An 18,286-nucleotide genomic window follows, 5' to 3' on the forward strand; every position below is an offset into this window, starting at 1 on the left:
TCGATTGAAGGTCGTCGCTGACTGCCGCGGCGGTCGGTTAGTTCTCCTTGGCCAGCAGGTGGGCGCGGCTGACGATCTCTACCAGTTGCGGTGGCGGAAGCGCCCTGGTGTGCAGCGTGGCTTGGCAGTAAGTGTGCTCGTCCTTGTCCTCGGTCCCGTCGCCCTTTGCGATGAGTTCCTTCTTGGTCAGCTCCCACTCCGGCCATGTCTCTGCGAGGAAGCTCTCCAGGGTCTCGGGGAACACCGCATAGCGATCTGTCACTTGCAGACTGGGCCAGTCCTTAGGTGTTGCGCCGAGGAGGGTAAAAAGCTTGCGGTTCACGTCGATGCACTGCGCGATCCTGTTGGCGAGCTTGTTGTCGGTGTCTCCCGGCTGGCGCTCCTTGTTCTGTGCGTCCGCGTCGAAGACGACAAAAGTGGGGATGCCCAGCTCGGTAAGGATCGCATACGGCAGGCGCAGGTTCTGCTTGCCGCCTACCTGCACCACCATGACGCCGTTCTTGTTGAGCGGGTCCAACCTCAGCCCGCAGCCTTCGAGCACTCCCTTGTCCGTGATCCCTTCGACCAGGATCACCGCGCGCGCGAACATCGCCTCCGGGAGCTGTGTCAGGTAGGCCCGCGCGAACTTCTTGGACAGCTTCGCATCCTCCGTGGCCAGGTCGAGCCGCTGCCGGACGCTGTGCCGGGTGGCGGAGTGAACGCTGACCGAGGGTGCTCCGTCCTCGACGATGCGCGAGAGTCGGCGCACCTGCTGGAAGCCCTCGGCCTCCAGGAAGTACGGGCTGTGCGTCGCGTAGGCGATCTGCATACCGCGTTCCGGCTGGTCGGCGAGCGCCCGGAGCACCGAGGCGAACGTTCGGGCCTGCAGTGGATGCTGGAACAGCTCCGGCTCCTCGATCGCCAGGAAGACCGTCCGGCTCGCTTCGGCGGCCTTCCTCTCGGCCAAGACCCGTAGAGCAGTGATCAGCAGTGCTCGCTGGAAGCCGTGGCCCTGCTGATCGACGCGGGTACTTGCGGTGCCGTCCATGACCGACACCTGGAACTGGGCCTGGGGGATGCGCATCTCCGGGACGTGTGAGCTGACGTGGAGCCTCCGCCCTCGCGTGAGCTGCTCGACCTCCGTCGTCAGCTCTTCTGACAGCTCCCTGAGCTGTTCCTTGAAATGATCGTTGTGGATCTGGCCGCGTCGGTCGTCGAAGACCGCCTGCAGGTCGAGTAGTTCCTTCTCGGCCTGGGTGCGGTTGACGGCCTGGTCCATGATCCGGCCGATGATGGAGCCCTTGACGTCGCGTCCCTCCTCCACTGCCCGAAGGTCCGCGTTGACGAACACGTAGTCGAACAGGCCCGTCATCTTCGCCTGCCCGGCGAAGCCAAAGAAGTGCCCGTCCGCCGCCAACTCCGCGGGCTCGAGCTGGTCCGGATGTTGCTGTTCCCATGCGGTCATCGCGTCCTCAGCGTCCGTCGCGCTGCGGATTGCGGGAAGCTCGAGGTCGGGACGTTGGTTGCGTAGCGCCCGGTACTTCTGGATCCGTTCGCTGGCCATGTCCATCTGCCGTACTTGTCTGAACGCCGGATAGCCGAGCGTCCTACCCGACAGCTTGGCCGTGCCGTCCTCCCAACGGCGCCACAGCGTGACCGTCGGCACCTGGCCAGCGGCGTACTTTCCCAGCGTCGTCCGATCAAGGTCTGTGAGTTCGCAGAACTGCACCTCGACGCTGATCTGCTTGTGTGCGGCTCCGGCCCACACGTCCTCCTCGGTGAGGGTGCCGGCCGTTCCGTTGAAGAACCAGTCCAGCGCCCGAAGGACAGCCGACTTTCCGGACCCGTTGGGGCCGATGAACGTCGTGATCTCGTCGAAGGAGATGTTCACGTCCCGCAGGCACCGATAGTTCTGGATTCTCACTCGTTTGATTCGCACCCCGTAGATCTCACACTTCACCCCAGTCTCACCGCAACTGGATTGCTCGAAGTGGCCGATATGCGCCGATTCGCAGATGCAGGTGAGGTGATTTGTCTGGCTTGTCAAGTTGTGGTAAGCAGTATGTTGGTTCGGGTGCTATGTCGGTTCTGTAGGACGTGTAAAAACGTTGCGGCTACGACGGACGAACCGGTTAAGAGGGTGTCTTCAACCCTGAGCGCCAGCTAGAAGCGCCTCTCGCCGCAGCCGAGCTCCCGTTGACGAGACTCGGGTCGGCCGCGTACACGCCGTCGTTAGTGGACTGAGGCGCACAGCGGGGCCTGGCGACGGCGTCGGCTTCTATGCCGGACAGCTTCTTCTCGCGGCCGCGGCCCGTCTCGGCGTTGAGTGCGTGTTGAAGAAGCGGTGATCTTGTTGAAGAGGCGGCTGGTCGGTCTCCATGGGCGGGACGGTCCGGTCGTTCGTGCACTGGTGCGGGGCTTTGGGCGGAGTCATTGTTGTGGTGTGTCGGTGCCCGATGGGCGTTGCTACCCGATCTGCCGAGTTGGTCTGCCTGGCTGGCCAACCTCACCCCAGCGACACCATCACCGACTTCACCCACGAGCCCCCGGCGGGCAGGCCACCGGTGGTTTTCTCGTAGTTGATCGGTGAGGGTCGGCCGAGGTGAGCTTCTCCCACAGCGCCGACAGTTCGACGGGGGTACCTCACAGATAGCTCCTTCTTAACGTTCGTTCCACATCCTGTGAGCTAGTGCTGCGAGTTGGGCGAGGAGATCGGTGGGGGACGCCATGAGGTCGAGGGCGACGGGCGTGATCGTGACGTCGCTGTTGCGGATGCGGCGAGGGGCCAGAGACGCGGATCCGCGAGCGTAGAGGAGCCAGCCGCGCTTCAGGGCGAAGATGGTGCAGTAGGAGAGCATCTGCTGGACGTCGTCGGAGCGGGCGTCGGTCTTGTATTTAGCGTCGGCGACCAGGACGGGGCGGTCTCCGATGAGGTGCAGAAGGTCCGGGCGAACGGGGACGCGGCGTCCTTCGTCCAGATAGGCCGGGTACTGAGTCGCGGTGCGACCGGGACGGCCGCGAAGCGCCTCGACCAGCGCGGTCGTCACAAAATCTTCGAAGACCGCCGGCATGTTCGCGACGAACGCCGCGATGGAAGTCCGGCCCGGAGATGCCTCGACCGATCCGTGGCGCAGGACGAGTTCTGCGAGGCGCAGCGTCGCAGCGTAGCGGCGGTTCAGCCGCGTCTCGCCCCACAGCGGAATCGGCGCACCCGGGACCAGCGAGGCGACGCCGCCGAGCCGGGCGTCGAGGTGGAGGAGACGAGATCTGGTCTCCAACCGCAACCGGGGTATCGCCGCGGCCTGCCGCAGCGCCGCCCGCAAGATCCGGTTCTCGGCGATGTCCGTAGAGTAGTCGTCGTGCGTAACTTCCACCGGGATCGGTAGCAGAGGCCGTCTGGACCACTGGTCGGCGATTCGGAGCCGGCCCCGGATGACCATGAGCGCCTCCTCCCGCGTCACGTACCCCTGAAGGACGCCCTGCTGCAACGCCCGCGCGGCCTGCCGGCTCAGCGCTTCGGCGGCGGCCGTCAGCGGATCGAGGTCGGCGGCGCCCTCGACGTCCTCGCTGCGGAATCCCGGGTTGGCGGCGTAACCCAAGAGGAACAGCAGGCGCGCGACCCCTGTTTTGGGTTCGACGACGACCTCGCTCCCGCCCGCACTGACCGCGCCGACCATCATCGGTATCGGCCGTACCGACCAGCGGCTGGGGCCCACGGGACTCACCTCGACGAGCCCGGACCGGTGGAGGGCCGCGGCCGTCTCCGCGTCGAGAGCGGCGTCGGCGGCCCCGCCGTTCTCAGTCAGGCGAAGTGTCATGGCGTCCCGGCGGCGTTCGCGCGGATCGCGGCCAGCCCGAACCGCTCCCGGATCTGCCGGCGGTCCAGAGTCCCGTAGTAGTGCTCTTCCAGGAGCGGCAGGATCGAGTGCTCCCAGATCCGTTCCAGCCCGCCGGGGCGGTCGGCGCCGGCGGTCATTAGATAGGACGGCCCGATCCGGTAGTCGCGGTCTTCGATCTCGGCGTTGAGCGCGGCCAGCAGCGCTGCTCTGTCGTGGCGATCCCGTCCGGTGGCCTTCTGCCAACGGGCGAGGACTCCGGCAACGGGCTCGGTGTCGGGGTGCAGTTCGAAGAACGCGAACCGGCGGCGCATCGCCGCGTCGACCAGTGCGATTGACCGGTCGGCGGTGTTCATCGTGGCGACGACGAAGACGTTCTCAGGCAGCTCGAACGGCTCGTCCGGGGAGTACTGGAGATGGATCGCCTCCTCTCGGTACTCCAGCAGGAAGTACAACTCGCCGAAGATCTTCGCCAGATTGCCCCGGTTGATCTCGTCGATGATCAGGAAGTGCGCGCGGCCGGGATTCTTGCGCGCGTCGGCCGCCAGGCGGCGCAACGGGCCGGGCGTCAACGTGAACGCCACGCCCCCGTCTGGACTCTCGGTGGGCCGGAACCCCTCGACGAAGTCCTCGTAGGAGTACGACGGATGGAACTGCACGAGCCGGATAGCGTCGGCCTCGGCGAGGTGTTTGGCGAGTGCCCGGGCGAAGAAGGTCTTGCCGGTCCCAGGCGGGCCGTGCAGGACGATCTGCCGTCGCTCGGCGAGGACCTCGACGAGCTCGGTGATCCAGCCGGGCTCGAGATGGAGCTCTCCGGCCAGCCGCGCCGCGGCGTTTTCCGCATCGAGCACCGGGGCGGTGCCGGTGGTGTCGGGAGCCGGGACAGGGTCAGCGGCGTCACGTTCGATGAGGGCGAGGAGATACTCCTCGAAAGAGGTCAGGTCGACGATCGTGCCTGGACGGGACGCGGCGGTGCCGACGTCGTGCCGCACCTCCGTGACCGTCTTGGGCGACCACGCGACCGTGCGCGTGAACACACCGCCATGAAGGTCGGACGCGGTGGTCTCGCCGGTGATCTGGCCGACGCGCAGAACGCCGTGCTCATAGGTCACGATGAGATCGTCGACCTTCATGCGATTGCAGAAGATGTCGAACTCGGTCACGAGTTCCAGGCGCCGGACATAGTTCTCATGCCGGTACGCCTCATCGACCGCGGTGCGGATCTCCGCTTTGCCCGCACCCGGATCGGGGAGAACCATATGCGCGGCGGGGACCGAGACCAGCCCGTCCTCGCGCCATTCCTCGCCGACTCCGGCGGGCCTGGGCCGGACGAGCCAGGCGCGGCGGCCTTCGTCGCGGTGCCGCTGCCACTGCGACAGGTACGGCTCGCGGTAGTAGTCGACCGGCGCGCCCGCCTTCTCGTTCTGGCGGAGGCGGATCTTCAGCAGGTCGCGGTCGAGGGAGACCGCGTCACGACCTGCGGACTCCCCGATCTCGTGCAGGAACGCGTCGCGGATCCACCGCTTGTGGTCCTGGTTGGCGATCGGGAAGAACGTGCTGGGGAAAGCCAGGTAGAGCAGTGTGTTGCGTATGCCCGGCTGATCGGTGGGCATCGCGGCGACCACCTCGCGAAACCGCCATGGCTCGTCCAGCGCGGCCTGCCTGACCTCCTCCGGCTGCTCCCACCAGTACGCCAAGAACGAAAGTAGCCAGCCGACCTGGTTCCAGATCTGGACGTTGAATCCGACACCGCCGTGGAACACTCCCGGTCGAGCGAGCGCTTCGTCCAAATCCGCAGGCAGCGCGGGTGGCCGCTCGGCCCACCCGAGCACCTTCTCGATCCGCTTGCGCTTGGTGTCGGGGTTGACGTTCGTCAGCGGCACAGTGTGCAAAAACAGTAGCTCTGCGCAGAGGAGAACGGTGGCCCTGGGCGCTCCCTCCAGCTGTGCCTCCAGCTTCACCATGAACGAACCGCTGCTCTCATCTGCCCTGTCGATGATCCGGTGCCGCAGGTCGGCGGCCGCCTCCGGCGACCAGGCCTGCTCAGCGGAGTCCAGGGTCGACAGCCTTGAGGCCAGCCCGTTCTGAAGAACACGGCGGGCCGCCCGTTCAACCCCTGGATCGCCCCACGCCTGTGCGTCGTCCACCGTGCCTCCCACGCGTTGTTCGGTCCCCTTGGGATCCAACCACCCCGTCCAATGCGGTGCGGGGGACGACGACAACTGGGCCGTCCGGGTTTCTGTGACGAGGTTCAAGGCTGTCGTGCAGGAGTGGACGCAGCGGGTGGCGGTGGTGACGGCTGGCCTGGTTGAGGTGGTGTTGTCCCTTCTGGGGTGTTCTGGTGGAGCGCACGATGGTCGTATGGGACGTGTTCGGGGTGCTGGTGGCGTGTACCGCCGGTGTGGGTGTGAAGATCCGGCTTCGGGCCGGGCGGTGGGTGGCAGATGCCCCCGGCTGGCGATGGAGCGGAGCCACGGGAGCTGGTATCTGCGGCTTGAACTGGACAGCGGTCCGGGCGGGATCCGTCGGCGGGTCCGGCGGGGCGGGTTCCCCACCCGGAAGGCGGCTGAGGAGGAGCTGCGTCGGTTGCGTGGGCCGACGGGCAGTCCGTTGACGGTGGCGGAGTGGCTGGCGCGGTGGTTGACGAACCATCCAGGTGCCGCGTCGACGGTGGTCGGTTACACCGATCACGTGGAGCGTTATCTGGAGCCGTTGCTGGGTGATCTGCTGGTGGCGGAGGTGTCGGTCGGACATGTGGAGCGGATGCTGGCCACGATCGCGCACGACCACGAACAGAAGGGACGGCCGGTCACGACGGCGACGCTGCACCGGATCCGGGCGACATTGCGTGCGGCGTTGAATGCCGCGCTGCGGGCGGGGCTGATCGAGGAGAACCCGGCGTCGCTGGTGGTGCTTCCATCGGCGCGGCGGCCGCGTGCGGTGGTGTGGACTGCGGGTCGGGTCGAGCAGTGGCGGCGGACGGGGGAGCGCCCAAGCGTGGCGGTGTGGACGGTCGCGCAGACCGCCCAGTTCCTCAACGGCATCCGAAGCCATCGGCTGTACGCCGCCTACCACCTCATCGCGCTGCGCGGGCTGCGGCGCGGCGAGGCGGCCGGATTACGTTGGTGCGAGGTCGACCTGGACGCAGGAACCGCGGTGATCTGCCAGCAGGTGCAGCGCAGAAACGGCCGGCTGACCGCCTGCGCGCCCAAGACGCCGCACAGCAACCGAGTGATCGCGCTGGACCGCACCACCGTGACCGCCTTGCAGGCGCACCGGAGCCGGCAGCGGGCCGAGCAGGAGGCGTTCGGCGAGGGGTACCGCGACAGCGGTTATGTGTTCACCAATCTCAACGGTGAGCCAGTGTCGCCGGGATGGTTGACCCATCAGTTCCAGCGGTTGATCGCCGAGCAGGACATGCCGCCGATCCGCTTGCACGATCTGCGGCATGGCGCCGCGACCCTGGCCCTGGCCGCGGGTGTGGAGTTGAAGGTGGTGCAGGAGATGCTGGGGCATTCCAGCATCGTGCTGACCGCCGACACCTACACCAGCGTCCTACCTCAGGTCGCCCACACCGCAGCCGAGAAGACCGCCGCACTGCTCATGCACGCCGCCGGCATCGTGCCCGGCACCACCCGACGCCGCGGCAAGGGCCCGACCCGCCGCAAGCGGTACGCCCCGCGCAACGGACAGGCGCGGCTGCCCCGAAAGCGCACCAGCAGGACGAGCAGGCCTACGCGTGCGCGCCCCCGGGCCCGACCGGCCCCGCAGCCTCCCGCGTGGTAGCGGCTCGCACGCGACTCAGAGCTCTGGCTCCTCGACATGAGATCTTCGACCGGGAAAGGACAACCGCATACCGTCTCCGCACCTGACGACCGGTCGGTGCGCGGATCCAACCTGCCCGAACGACGGCCTGGGGGAGAAGAGCCACTTTGTAGGTCTCTGCTCCTGCATCCCGTCCCCAGGGTGGCCTCAGGTCGGCCCCAGGCATGATCCCCGACGCACCCGTCGAAGGGTGTTTCCCCCGGTCAGGGGTGGTGGGTCGCGTGGGACTCGAACCCACAACCTACGGATTAAAAGCGAAACTGTCGTATCGGCGTGGCCCTTTCGGTGTCGGCCTGTGTCGATCCGTCCGCATCGAGCCCGATTTTCGTGGCGCATGGTGTCGCCGCGTGCCGGTCCGGTTCGGAACCGCCGAGCCGACAACGAGCCGACATGGGCCGTTGACGATCTTGTGGCTTGCTCGTCGGTGTTCACGCTTGACCAGCATGGATGGAGTTTTCGGCAAGCGCACGGTCGGAAACTCGCTCGCGAACTGGGCTTGCTCGATGGAGATGCAACTCCTCAAGAGGATCCTGAAGGGGAAGCACCGGACAACGGCCAATCCTGACCGCCGCGGCGTGCTCATGATCTGCTCAGCCTCTCGCCCGCTCAAAACGCCAAGAACGCTGCGGCCGGCTGCGGCGAGCACGCAACCGGTCGCGCTATTGCAGATGGACGTATGCCCATCGCGCCCAGGGCGTCACTGAGCGGACCCTCTTTTACACCTGGCCGGAGGAGCGGCGGATGCAGGGCCTCGGCAAAGTGGCTCGGTGTCCGGTTCAGGATGTTGAGGGTGACTGAGATGCGGACAGGCACGGTTTCCCAAGATCATGGAGTTGCTGACGCTCCGTGATCTTGATGGAAGACCGTGCCTACCGACGTATCATCCCTGAGACACCGCCGATGGCTGTTGGGCTGAATTTTACTCCGGCTGTTTGTCGGCGAAATACTTGACCAGTTCAGCTATCACATCAGCACCATCTCGCCTTTGTTGAAGTCGTTGCATGTCGCCGTGTTCGGCCCACTCAAGTGCGGTGCGCAGCATCCAGCGCTTCTGGAGGCCGTCGAGAGGTATCCACTCACCTGCGAAATCAGGCTTTCTAGACGCAACCTGAGCGTAAGGCCGGATTGCCAACGGCTCGGGCATGCCAAGCTTCTCTCTAGCCTCTTTCAGGCCAGCTCCGATAGTTGGAATGTGTGCTATCCAAGTTCCATTTGAGTTTGGGAGTAGACGTTTCGGTGGGCGGCCTGGATAACTTTCTGCCGGAAACATAAACCTGGATGGCGCTGCGCTTCCCGTGTCTATGTCAATCCCAGTGCCGTCCACGTCGAACGGAACGGGCCCGGTGTTCGTTACGCGAACGCCTAGGTAGTTCTTCATGTCCTTGGCGTTCAAGAACTCTGCCGTCCCACAGGCTCCGAAAGGAACGGCAAGCCAGGATACTCCTAGGCCGACCACTCCCACTAGTTCCACTTCCGCTGCGGGTTTGGTTAGAGCGTCCAGAACCTGAGCAATCTGTGAATCACTCAGGTCAATACCGCTATCCTGCGCCACCTGCGCCCTCTTCCAGGCGATAAGTTCTTCCGCAGGGTACAGGTCGGGATGTTCGTCTACCCAGTTGTGATGCTCAAAGCACAACAGTAGGAGATTCGCCTCAAGATCGATCTGATCCTTCGGCCGCGAGGGATCATATCTGGGGCCACGTGCACTGCGTGAACGAATGTGTGCAATCTCGACACCGACGCTCAACACGCCTCGATGCTCAACAATCAGGGGGCGGCCGCAGGCGGGGTAAGCACACTTATTTGCGCGACCGAAAAGATGCTTGCATAGCTTGCGATCAGGGCTGAACGAGGTCACCGCAGAAGAATAGACCGTGTCTCCGCGAGGGGTGTCAGCTCGAAGAGAACGCAACATGGCGATGCGCGCCCACCCTCCTGTCTGCGACGCAGGCTCGACGGCTCACGGTGCTGCAAGCGCGGTGACCACCACTACCGATGTTGCTACCTGGCGCCGATCCGCCCGCAGACTGCCGTCGCCCTCACCCCGCAAGGCAGTGAGCCGGGCACCATCGACCAGCCAGCCTGGCTGGCCGATGTCACCTCCTGGCACGCAGTGCGCGCCGACCACCCCCACGACGCCTTCCTCGCCGTCCGCACCCACACCACACAGCCCCGACCTCAAGGTCACCCGCGGCGTGGGCAGTGTCCGACCTGCCCAGCCGACCTAATCGGACAAGGAACACTCACCCAGGCGCTGCGGGCCACCGAAGACGAACTCGGCCCGATACAGCCTCATCTGACCCCGGCGTCCACGGCACCCGCCTTGTGGCGCTGGCCCGATCAGGTGCTTCCTCCATGGTGACGTCCCGGATGTGATGCAGGGCCTCGATCTGCCCGTGCCGCCGGATCAGGCCGCGAGTTTGCTCGGGCGGGCCTGGTGAGCGGCCAGGCTGGTGACCGAGAAGACGGTGACGGTCTTTCAGCGTCCTAATGGGCCCTGACGTTCCGGACAGCTCTTCTTGCGATTAATTTACGCCGCGAGCTGGGGGCAGGTACTCGGTGTGAGCCTGGCCGCCGCGTCGTCGAGGAGGTTCTCAGCAGCGCCCGCGAGTCAACCGGATCACCCACGAACTGGCCGAGCTAGATGTACTTGGCCATGATCTTGGTGACACCTGACCGATAGGTGTTTGATCAGCAAGAAGACCTCCGGGCGTAGTGGAGTTGCACGCTTCACCGACACCGGAGGTCTTGATGGCTCACGCTAACGCCCGTCTGACGTTTCACGGCAGATGCCTGCTGGTTCGCCGTGTCGTGTTCGATGGCCCGGTCGCGCACGTCGCGGCCGAGCTGGGCGTCTCGCGGCAGTGCGCGCACCGGTGGGTGGGGCGCTACCGGAGCCAGGGTTGGGACGGGCTGGCCGAACGGCGCAGCGGACCACGCTCCTGCCCGTCACGGACCCCGGCCGAGGCCGAGCAGCGGGTGCTGGACGCCAGGGCCGAGCTGCGCGCGGGCCCCGACCACATCGCCGCGGCGACCGGGGTGCCGACCCGCACCGTCACCCGCATCCTGCGCCGCCACGGCGTCCCGGCCCCCTCCGCCTGCGACCCGGTCACCGGGCAGCAGATCCGCGCGACCCGTCACAGCGGCCGCCGCTACGAGCATGCCGAGCCGGGCGACATGATCCACATGGACGTCAAGAAACTCGGCCGGATCCCCGACGGCGGCGGCTGGCGGATCCACGGCCGCAGCGAGGCGGTGCGGGGCCGCGGCATCGGCTACGACTTCGTCCACACCGCCGTCGACGACCACTCATGGCTCGCCTACGCCGAGGTCCTCCCCGATGAGAAGGGCACCACCAGCGCCGCCTTCCTGGCCCGCGCCGCCGCCCACTTCACCGCACACGGCATCACCCGCATCCAGCGGATCCTGACCGACAACGCCAAGAACTACCGGACCAGCCGGCGCCTTCCAGCAGGCCTGCGCCCAGCTGGGCGCCCGGCAGAAGTTCACCCGGCCCCGGCAGCCATGGACCAACTGCGAAGCTCTCGAGTGTGCTCTTCCGGTCGGCCTGACCCCCAGACCAACCGGCCAGTGGTGCCTTGTTGCCGATCTGTCGGCCGACCGGGAGAGCACATGCGGTCGCATCGGCGGGCCGCCGGAGGTGACCTGATAAGAGCCTGGCGCACGCGCCTGATCGCAGTTGTGTCCCCGGCGCCCACCGGTGCGGCTCCAGCCCCTCGGACACGGCCAGGAGGAACCAGTGCCCAACAGCATGACCAGCACAGACGTGACGCTCGGTATCGACACCCATGCCGACGTCCATGTCGCTGCGGCCCTCGACCACCGCGGACGTCTGCTGGGCACACATGTGCTCCCCACGACCCCAGAGGGTTATGCCTCCCTGGAGGCATGGGCGGCCGGGCTGGGCACGGTGGAACGGGTCGGGCTCGAGGGCACCGGCTGCTACGGCGCGGGGTTGTCCAGGTGGATGCGACGGCGCGGTCACCAGGTCATCGAGGTCAACCGTCCCGATCGTCAGATGCGTCACCGCAAGGGCAAGTCCGATGCCCTGGACGCCGAGGCCGCCGCGCGGGCCGTCCAGGCCGGCATCGCCACAGCGGTGCCCAAGAGCGGGGACGGCGCAGTGGAGATGATCCGTGCTCTGCGCGTCGCCCGCCGCAGCGCGCTCAAGGCCCGCACCCAGGCGGTCAACCAGCTCAAATCCTTGATCGTCACCGCTTCCGACTCCCTTCGCGAACAACTCCGCGGCCTGCACCGCACGGAACTGATCCAGACGATCACACGATGGCGCCCCGGAACCGCCCCCGACAGCCTCACCAGCGTGACGAAACTGGCGATGAGATCCATCGCCTGCCGCTACCGGCAGCTCGACGAAGAGATCTCAGAGCTCGACCGGCATCTCCAACGCCTCGTCGACCAGGCCGCGCCCACGCTGACGGCGGTCAAAGGACTGGGCACCGGAACGGTTGCATCCCTGCTCGTCGCGGTCGGTGACAACACCGAACGGCTCCGCTCCGAATCGGCGTTCGCGCATCTGTGCGGGGTCGCACCGATCCCCGCGTCATCGGGCAAGACCAATCGCCACCGCCTCAACCGAGGTGGCGACCGGCAGGCCAACCACGCGCTCTACATGATCGCCGTCAGCCGGATGGCATGGGAACCACGCACCCGTGCCTACGTCGCGCGAAGAACAGCCGAAGGCAAGACCAAACCCGAGATCATCCGGTGCCTCAAGCGCCATATCGCCCGCGAGGTCTACCGTCTACTGGCCCCCCGAACACCCCGGCCCAGCAACCACAGCGCGACTCCTTGACAGCTATAAGAGCATCGGCAAGGCCGAACGCCTCAACCGCACCCTGGCCACCGAATGGGCCTACCGCCGCCCCTACACCAGCAACGACCAGTGCACACAGGCCCTGACCGCCTGGCTCGAGCACTACAACACCAAGCGTCCCCACTCGGCCCTGAACGGCAAGCCACCCATCACCCGACTGTCACCAAGATCATGACCGGGTACAGCTAGGCCCCGCATCAACCGCCGTGCCCTCACCCGCCCCTGACTCGGGCTTGGTCAGCGCAGGTTCATCGACCCCAGCGGTGACAGCAACCGTAACCCTGGAAAGATCATCGCCCACTGGCCGGGTCACATTGCACATCTGGACATGAAGAAGGTCGGTCGAAATCCCCCGACGCAACAACTAGACTGTCTTGACCCATCTGCACCTAGCGATCAGGGCGGAGTTTCGGTGACCAATTCTCAGATGCGGACCGATTTCGCCGCGCCGTTGTTCGATGACAACCCCGCGGTTCAGGACCTGCTTGGATTTGATGCTGTGGCTGAAGTGGTCGCGAGGATCGTCACCGCAGGCGGCCTGGATCCGGTGACGGTTGGGGTACACAGCGCCTGGGGCGGCGGGAAATCCACCGCGCTAAATCTTATTGCCGATCAACTCGAGGACGCGGGCCATGTAGTCGTGGTCCGGATCGACCCGTGGGAGTTGGAGGGTGCCGAGGATCTGCGTGGAACTTTGATCGCCCAAGTGCTGGACGAGTTGCAAAACCGCATCGGGGCAGTGACCGCTGATACCTCGAAACGTCAGCGGCTGGTGACCCGCCTGGGTGGCCTGCGGCGCCGCGTCGCTTGGGGGCGCGTGGCGCAGCTGTCGGTGGCTGCCGCAGCGGCGCTCTCGCCGGACCTGAGCAGTCTGGTCGAAGTTCTGACCCCCCAGCCCGGGCAGGCATTGAACGACTCCGACAGCGCTGCGGATACCAGCGACGACGTCGACGGCGGGTTCAGCTCCGGCGCCCAGGGCATGGCGGGTTTCCGGGCGGCATTTGAGGAACTTATGCGCGAGGTCGAGGGCATCCAGAAAGTGGTGGTGCTCGTCGACGACCTCGACCGGTGCCTCCCATCGACGATCATGGCGACGCTGGAGGCGATCAAGCTGTTCCTGTCGGTGCCGCAGACGGCGTTCGTGCTGGCGGCCGACGAGGAACTGATCCGGGAAGCGATCGGGATCCACCTGGAGGGAGCATCCAGAGGTGGCCTCGCCAAGCTCTACACCGAGAAGATCATCCAGATCCCGATCTCACTGCCGGTGCTGTCGCTGGAGCAGGCCGAAGCGTATATCGCGCTGCTGTTGTGCATGAACGCAGGGCAGCTCACCACTATGGCGTTTCGCGGGGTTGTTGAGGCAGCACGCGAGCGTCGGCTGCAGGGCAGGGCCCCCTATGTCGTCTCCGCCGAGGTTGCGAGCGAAGGTCCCTCGGACGAGCATCTGGCGCTGGCGGCACGGTGCGCTGTTGGACTCGGCGCCGACGTGTGGCGCAGCCCTCGGGCCATCAAGCGCTTCCTGAACGCGTTGGCCGTCCGCGAGCATCTTGCCCGCGCTGGCGGTGCAAGCCTGGAACTCGAACTGCTGCTCAAGCTCTATCTGCTGGAAGTGCGTTACCTGGATGAGTTCCGTCTGCTGAGCCAGAAAGCCGCTGCGGAACGCGACGCGCTGGTCGTCGCCTGGGAGATTTGGGCTCGCGGTGAGGGCGACCGGCCTCCGGGCGTGCGCGAGGAGACCAGGGCGTGGGCCGCCAGCCAGCCCTCGCTGGTAGGGCTCCAGGCGCAGATCGAGCGGTATCTCAGCGTGGCCGCGACGCTGCTGAGCGATGTCCGTTTCGGCGGGGCGGTCACCGGGGCGCTCATGCGGATCATCGAAAACCTGACCCACGCCTCCGATTCGACCAGGAACGCGGCGGTGCAGCAGTTGGATGAACTGGAGCCAGCCGACCGGCAGACCGTGGTGGAGAACCTGGGCGAACAGGTGACCCGCCTAGCAGACCCAGAGCCGGCGATCGCATCGCTGTCGCAGGTCGGCGGAAGCTATCCCGACCTTGCTGAACCGGTCGGCCGGGTGCTGAAACAGCCAGCTGTCATGCGCCGGCTGGAGCCCTACCACGTGCCACTCCTGCGCGAGTTCCCCACCGTGCTGCACGCGATCGCCGATGCCGACGAGCTGGACGGCGACCTGGTCAGAGCGGCGCAGACCGAGCTCGCCGACCTGCAGCGGTAGTGGGTACCTCAGGCGCATACGGCGGCAGCGGCTCCCAGCCTTGGGACGCCGCCCACGACGCCTACACCACCGCTGCGGGTGCGGGCGGGTCTGGGCCTTCAGACGCGGAGGTGCAGCAGTTCGTCGACGCATTCATGCAGGCCCTGGCCAAGACGGCCGGACCGGCTCCAGGACCTTCGTCGTATCCGCTGGCTTCGCTGCGGCCCGGGCGTGCCAGCCGTTCGCCGGGTAGCGGGGGCTCCAGCTCAGCCAGCAGCGCAGGTTCCCGCAACCTGGGCCGACAGGCCGCCCGTGGCGCTGCGGCAGTCGCGGGAGCTTCCGCGCTGCGCAGCGGTGACCAGGCCACGTTGGCCGAGCTCGGTCTGGACCTAGGGCACCTGGAGAGCCTCCCCACGCCCCGGGCCAAGTGCGCCTACATCGTCGACACCTTGCTCGGCGCGCCCAACCACCCCGATGAGGTGGCGCTACGCGCCGCGACGCTACGCACCATGGTGGAGATCCACAAAGCCCCCGAGCTCTTGACCGCAGGGCAACAGATGGAGCTGTTTCTACAGCATCTGGCTTACGAGCAGGTACTGGTCGAACTGACCTCACAACGCCGCGAGGACACCATCACACCCGACCGTGCCAGCACGATCGAGGACAAGGCCAAGAGGTATCTGCGGGCCAGCGTCAAGGCCCTCAACCTGCCGCAGAATACCCAACTAACCGCCCAGGCATTCGTCACCTCAGTTGCCACGCTCGCGCACAAGGTGCTGACCGTCTTCCGCCTGCGAGGCACATCATGAACCGGCTCGAACTTGCGCCGGACGGGTCCACCGGCACCCGAGGTGACGCCGCCCTGTACCCCTGGCCCACCGTCCCGGGCCGGACCGCCGTGCTGCACACCGACATCGGCTGGTCGATGGGCGAACTCGGCCCGGCCGAACCGGCGGCCAAGGACCTGCTGCGGATTGTGGCCGCCGCCTACCTCGCGGACCAGACCGTGTCGCGTCCCGAGCTGGCCATGCGCCGGGACCTGCACATCATCGCGCACCTCGAACAGCCGCAAGCCTTCACGCAGGATGCCTTGGACCGGTTCGCCGATCTGCTGCATTGGCTGACGGGCGACAACTGGCGCATCGACATCGTCGCCGCCCACCCGACGGCCGAACAAACCCACCTCGACCCCTCTGCGGAATTCTTCGCCGGCATCGATTCCGTCAGTCTCCTATCGGGCGGCCTGGACTCACTTTGCGGCGCTCTGCTGCACCTGGACAATGCCGCCACCACCCTGTTCCTGGGGCACCGCGACGCCTCAACCGCAGTGCGCAGGGCACAAGAGACGATCAAGACGGCGCTGACACAGCGGCAACCGGAAACCACCTACCTTCGCTATGCGTTCAGGCCCCTGACCGCACGCCGGGAAACAACGCCGCGCAGCCGCTCGCTGCTGTTCATGGCCATGGCAGCGGTGCTGGCCTCCGGCCACCGCGCCACCCGCATCTTGGTCCCCGAGAACGGGTTCACGAGCATCAACCCGCCCCTGGAGCCCTCACGAGGGGGTCCTTTGACCACCCGCTCCACCCATCCCTGGACCTTCTACACCCTGCAACAGTTACTCGACACGCTGCCTCTGCGGCCCCTGAGCATTACCAACCCTTACGCCACGATGACCAAAGGCGACCTGGTCGCGGGGGCGCTGCGACCCGGCTCCGTCGATGACCTGAGCCTGGCCGCTGCCACGATGTCCTGCGCCAAACCTAACGCTGGCCGTTTGCCTGGCGGAAACGCCAATCTCAACTGCGGCTTGTGTATCGCTTGCCTGGTGCGCCGCGGCGCGTTCGTTGGCGCACAGCGTTCCGATCAGACCGCCTACCTGGTGAACACGCTGCCTGAGTCAGCACGCGGCCGGCTCTTGCATCTGCGCCGCCACGACATCGCTGCCCGGGCCTACGCCATCGCCGCCGGATTTGACGAATACCGTGTCATCGCATCCGGGCTCTGGCCTCCACACACCGACTTTGACGCGGTGCTGACGATCTGCAACCGAGGGTTGGAGGAACTCGCTCGTGTCACTATCTGAGCTGCCACCGCTGGACTGCCACGCCCACATCGCCCCCGACGTGACCGACCCTCAGATCAGGGGCCTCAACGGCGCCGTCGTCTTCGCGATGACCCGGAGCCCAGCCGAAGCCAGTGCGGCCGCGCGCCGCAACGACGCCGCGATCGTTTGGGGTTACGGCGCCCACCCAGGTATCACCACCGCGCTAGCGGCCGCCACCAAAGACAGCGTCCAACACGCCGTCGGGCAGCACGCCCTCATTGGAGAGATCGGCCTGGACCGCAAGAGCGCACTCGCGCCCCAACTGGCCGCACTTGACATCATTCTCAGCCTCTGCACCGAGCAGCCGCTCCTGCTGTCCCTGCACAGCACCGGCCGCACCAGTCAGCTGCTAGACGCGCTCACCCGCCGACCGCATCCCGGGGCGATCCTGCACTGGTTCAACGGCACCCGAGCCGACATCCAACGTGCCATCACCCTTGACTGCTACTTCTCCGTCAACGCGGCCATGACCGACGAACGACTCTCCTGGATTCCTCCCAATCGGCTGCTGCCCGAGACCGACTTTCCCAGTAGCCGCCGCAGCACCCGCGCCAGCAAACCAGGCGACATCGCCTTCCTCGAACAGCGCATCTCAGCACTGCTGAACCAACCGGTATCCGACATCCGCCAACTCTGGTACCGCAACCTTGCCGCATTGACCAACCGCGCGGGAGTCATCCCGCGGCTCCCCCCCACCCTTCGCGATCTTCTTCAGGAGCTTGTCACCTGAAGGGCAGGGCTGATACGTTCTCGGATTGTGAGATACCCGGGCCGGTGCCCTGCGGCGCTGTCGAGCATGGGGCTGGCGGGCCCGTAACGAACGAGCACGACCTCAGATGATCAAGGTTGCGCAAGGCTTTCGAACCTGAACCCGAGGTCGCGCTCGCATGCCATCCGACCTGGTCGATGCTGTGCCTGCCGAAAACTGCATCCGTGCAGGTGAGAGGTGCAGGGCGGGGGCTCCGACATGGGGCTTGGTCAGTCGCGAGGACAGGCCGCGGCGAGGCGGTTGCCGCGGGATGATGGGTGGCTGTGCTGTTGCGATTGGCCTACTTGACCGTGGCGAACACCTTCGCCGCCCTCCGCGTGCTCCCGATGACCGATCAGGAGAAGGACGCCGAAATCCTGGTGTTGCGGCATCAGGTCGCCATGTTGGAGCGCCAGCTGGCCGGGACGCGGGTGCGGTTCACTGCTCCGGACCGAGCACTGCTTGCGGCGCTGCTGAACCGGCTGCCTTGCGGTGTACTGCGCCGGATGCGGCTCCTGGTGCGGCCGGACACGGTGCTGCGTTGGCACCGTGACCTGATTTCCGGTCGGCACGCCGCCCGATCCAAACGCAAGCGGGCGGGCCGGCCACCGACCGTCCGCTCCGTCCGGCTTCTGGTACTGCGCCTGGTGCGGGAGAACCCGGGCTGGGGCTATCGACGGGTGCACGGCGAACTGCTGGTGCTCGGTATCAAGGTCGCGGCCTCCAC

At 66.4% G+C, this 18,286-nt stretch carries 11 protein-coding genes and 3 pseudogenes; 10 read left to right on the top strand and 4 right to left on the bottom strand.

The window, feature by feature from the left end; all coding sequences use genetic code 11:
- Positions 1–37: 37 nt before the first annotated feature.
- The 3 genes from AB0H37_RS41865 to AB0H37_RS41875 all read right to left on the bottom strand — a co-directional run bounded on the left by AB0H37_RS41865 (position 38) and on the right by AB0H37_RS41875 (position 5,962).
- Entirely contained in the window at positions 38–1,939 is a 1,902-nt protein-coding gene (locus AB0H37_RS41865; protein ID WP_360618225.1) for an AAA family ATPase, read from the bottom strand.
- Between the two features lie 700 nt (positions 1,940–2,639).
- Complete coding sequence (locus AB0H37_RS41870; RefSeq protein WP_360618209.1) at positions 2,640–3,797, bottom strand: hypothetical protein; 1,158 nt, start codon at positions 3,795–3,797, stop codon at positions 2,640–2,642.
- On the bottom strand, positions 3,794–5,962 hold the full coding sequence (locus AB0H37_RS41875; protein ID WP_360618212.1) for an AAA family ATPase: 2,169 nt from the start codon (positions 5,960–5,962) through the stop codon (positions 3,794–3,796). Before AB0H37_RS41875 ends, AB0H37_RS41870 begins: the two co-directional genes overlap by 4 nt.
- A 469-nt stretch (positions 5,963–6,431) precedes the next feature.
- Between AB0H37_RS41875 and AB0H37_RS41880 the strand changes: the two genes are divergently transcribed.
- A complete protein-coding gene (locus tag AB0H37_RS41880) occupies positions 6,432–7,601 on the top strand; it encodes a site-specific integrase (RefSeq protein ID WP_360618214.1) in 1,170 nt (389 codons plus the stop codon).
- Positions 7,602–8,559: 958 nt separating this feature from the next.
- On the opposite strand, the gene AB0H37_RS41885 is transcribed toward AB0H37_RS41880, so the two are convergent.
- Positions 8,560–9,390 carry a hypothetical protein gene (locus AB0H37_RS41885; RefSeq protein ID WP_360618216.1) on the bottom strand — a complete coding sequence of 277 codons (831 nt, stop codon included), beginning with the start codon at positions 9,388–9,390 and terminating at the stop codon, positions 8,560–8,562.
- 1,001 nt (positions 9,391–10,391) lie between these two features.
- Between AB0H37_RS41885 and AB0H37_RS41890 the strand changes: the two are divergent.
- From AB0H37_RS41890 to AB0H37_RS41930, 9 genes and pseudogenes are all read left to right on the top strand, one after another.
- Positions 10,392–11,175, top strand: a pseudogene (locus tag AB0H37_RS41890) (IS481 family transposase); the annotation flags it as partial.
- A gap of 225 nt (positions 11,176–11,400) precedes the next feature.
- On the top strand, positions 11,401–12,474 hold the full coding sequence (locus AB0H37_RS41895) for an IS110 family transposase (protein ID WP_360618217.1): 1,074 nt from the start codon (positions 11,401–11,403) through the stop codon (positions 12,472–12,474).
- Between the two features lie 16 nt (positions 12,475–12,490).
- Positions 12,491–12,670, top strand: a pseudogene (locus tag AB0H37_RS41900) (integrase core domain-containing protein); the annotation flags it as partial.
- A 51-nt stretch (positions 12,671–12,721) separates the two neighbouring features.
- Positions 12,722–12,847, top strand: a pseudogene (locus tag AB0H37_RS41905) (IS481 family transposase); the annotation flags it as partial.
- A 60-nt stretch (positions 12,848–12,907) separates the two neighbouring features.
- Positions 12,908–14,725: a P-loop NTPase fold protein gene (locus AB0H37_RS41910; protein ID WP_360618219.1), complete on the top strand. Its 1,818-nt coding sequence runs from the start codon at positions 12,908–12,910 to the stop codon at positions 14,723–14,725.
- A 110-nt stretch (positions 14,726–14,835) separates the two neighbouring features.
- Positions 14,836–15,513 carry a hypothetical protein gene (locus tag AB0H37_RS41915; RefSeq protein WP_360618220.1) on the top strand — a complete coding sequence of 226 codons (678 nt, stop codon included), beginning with the start codon at positions 14,836–14,838 and terminating at the stop codon, positions 15,511–15,513.
- Complete coding sequence (locus AB0H37_RS41920; protein WP_360618221.1) at positions 15,510–16,790, top strand: hypothetical protein; 1,281 nt, start codon at positions 15,510–15,512, stop codon at positions 16,788–16,790. Before AB0H37_RS41915 ends, AB0H37_RS41920 begins: the two co-directional genes overlap by 4 nt.
- Positions 16,777–17,541 carry a TatD family hydrolase gene (locus AB0H37_RS41925; RefSeq protein ID WP_360618222.1) on the top strand — a complete coding sequence of 255 codons (765 nt, stop codon included), beginning with the start codon at positions 16,777–16,779 and terminating at the stop codon, positions 17,539–17,541. Before AB0H37_RS41920 ends, AB0H37_RS41925 begins: the two co-directional genes overlap by 14 nt.
- Before the next feature lie 296 nt (positions 17,542–17,837).
- On the top strand, positions 17,838–18,286 hold a 449-nt coding region (locus tag AB0H37_RS41930), incomplete at its 3' end, for a hypothetical protein (protein ID WP_360618224.1).

The organism is Actinomadura sp. NPDC023710 (assembly GCF_040639875.1).
Lineage (GTDB): Bacteria > Actinomycetota > Actinomycetes > Streptosporangiales > Streptosporangiaceae > Spirillospora > Spirillospora citrea.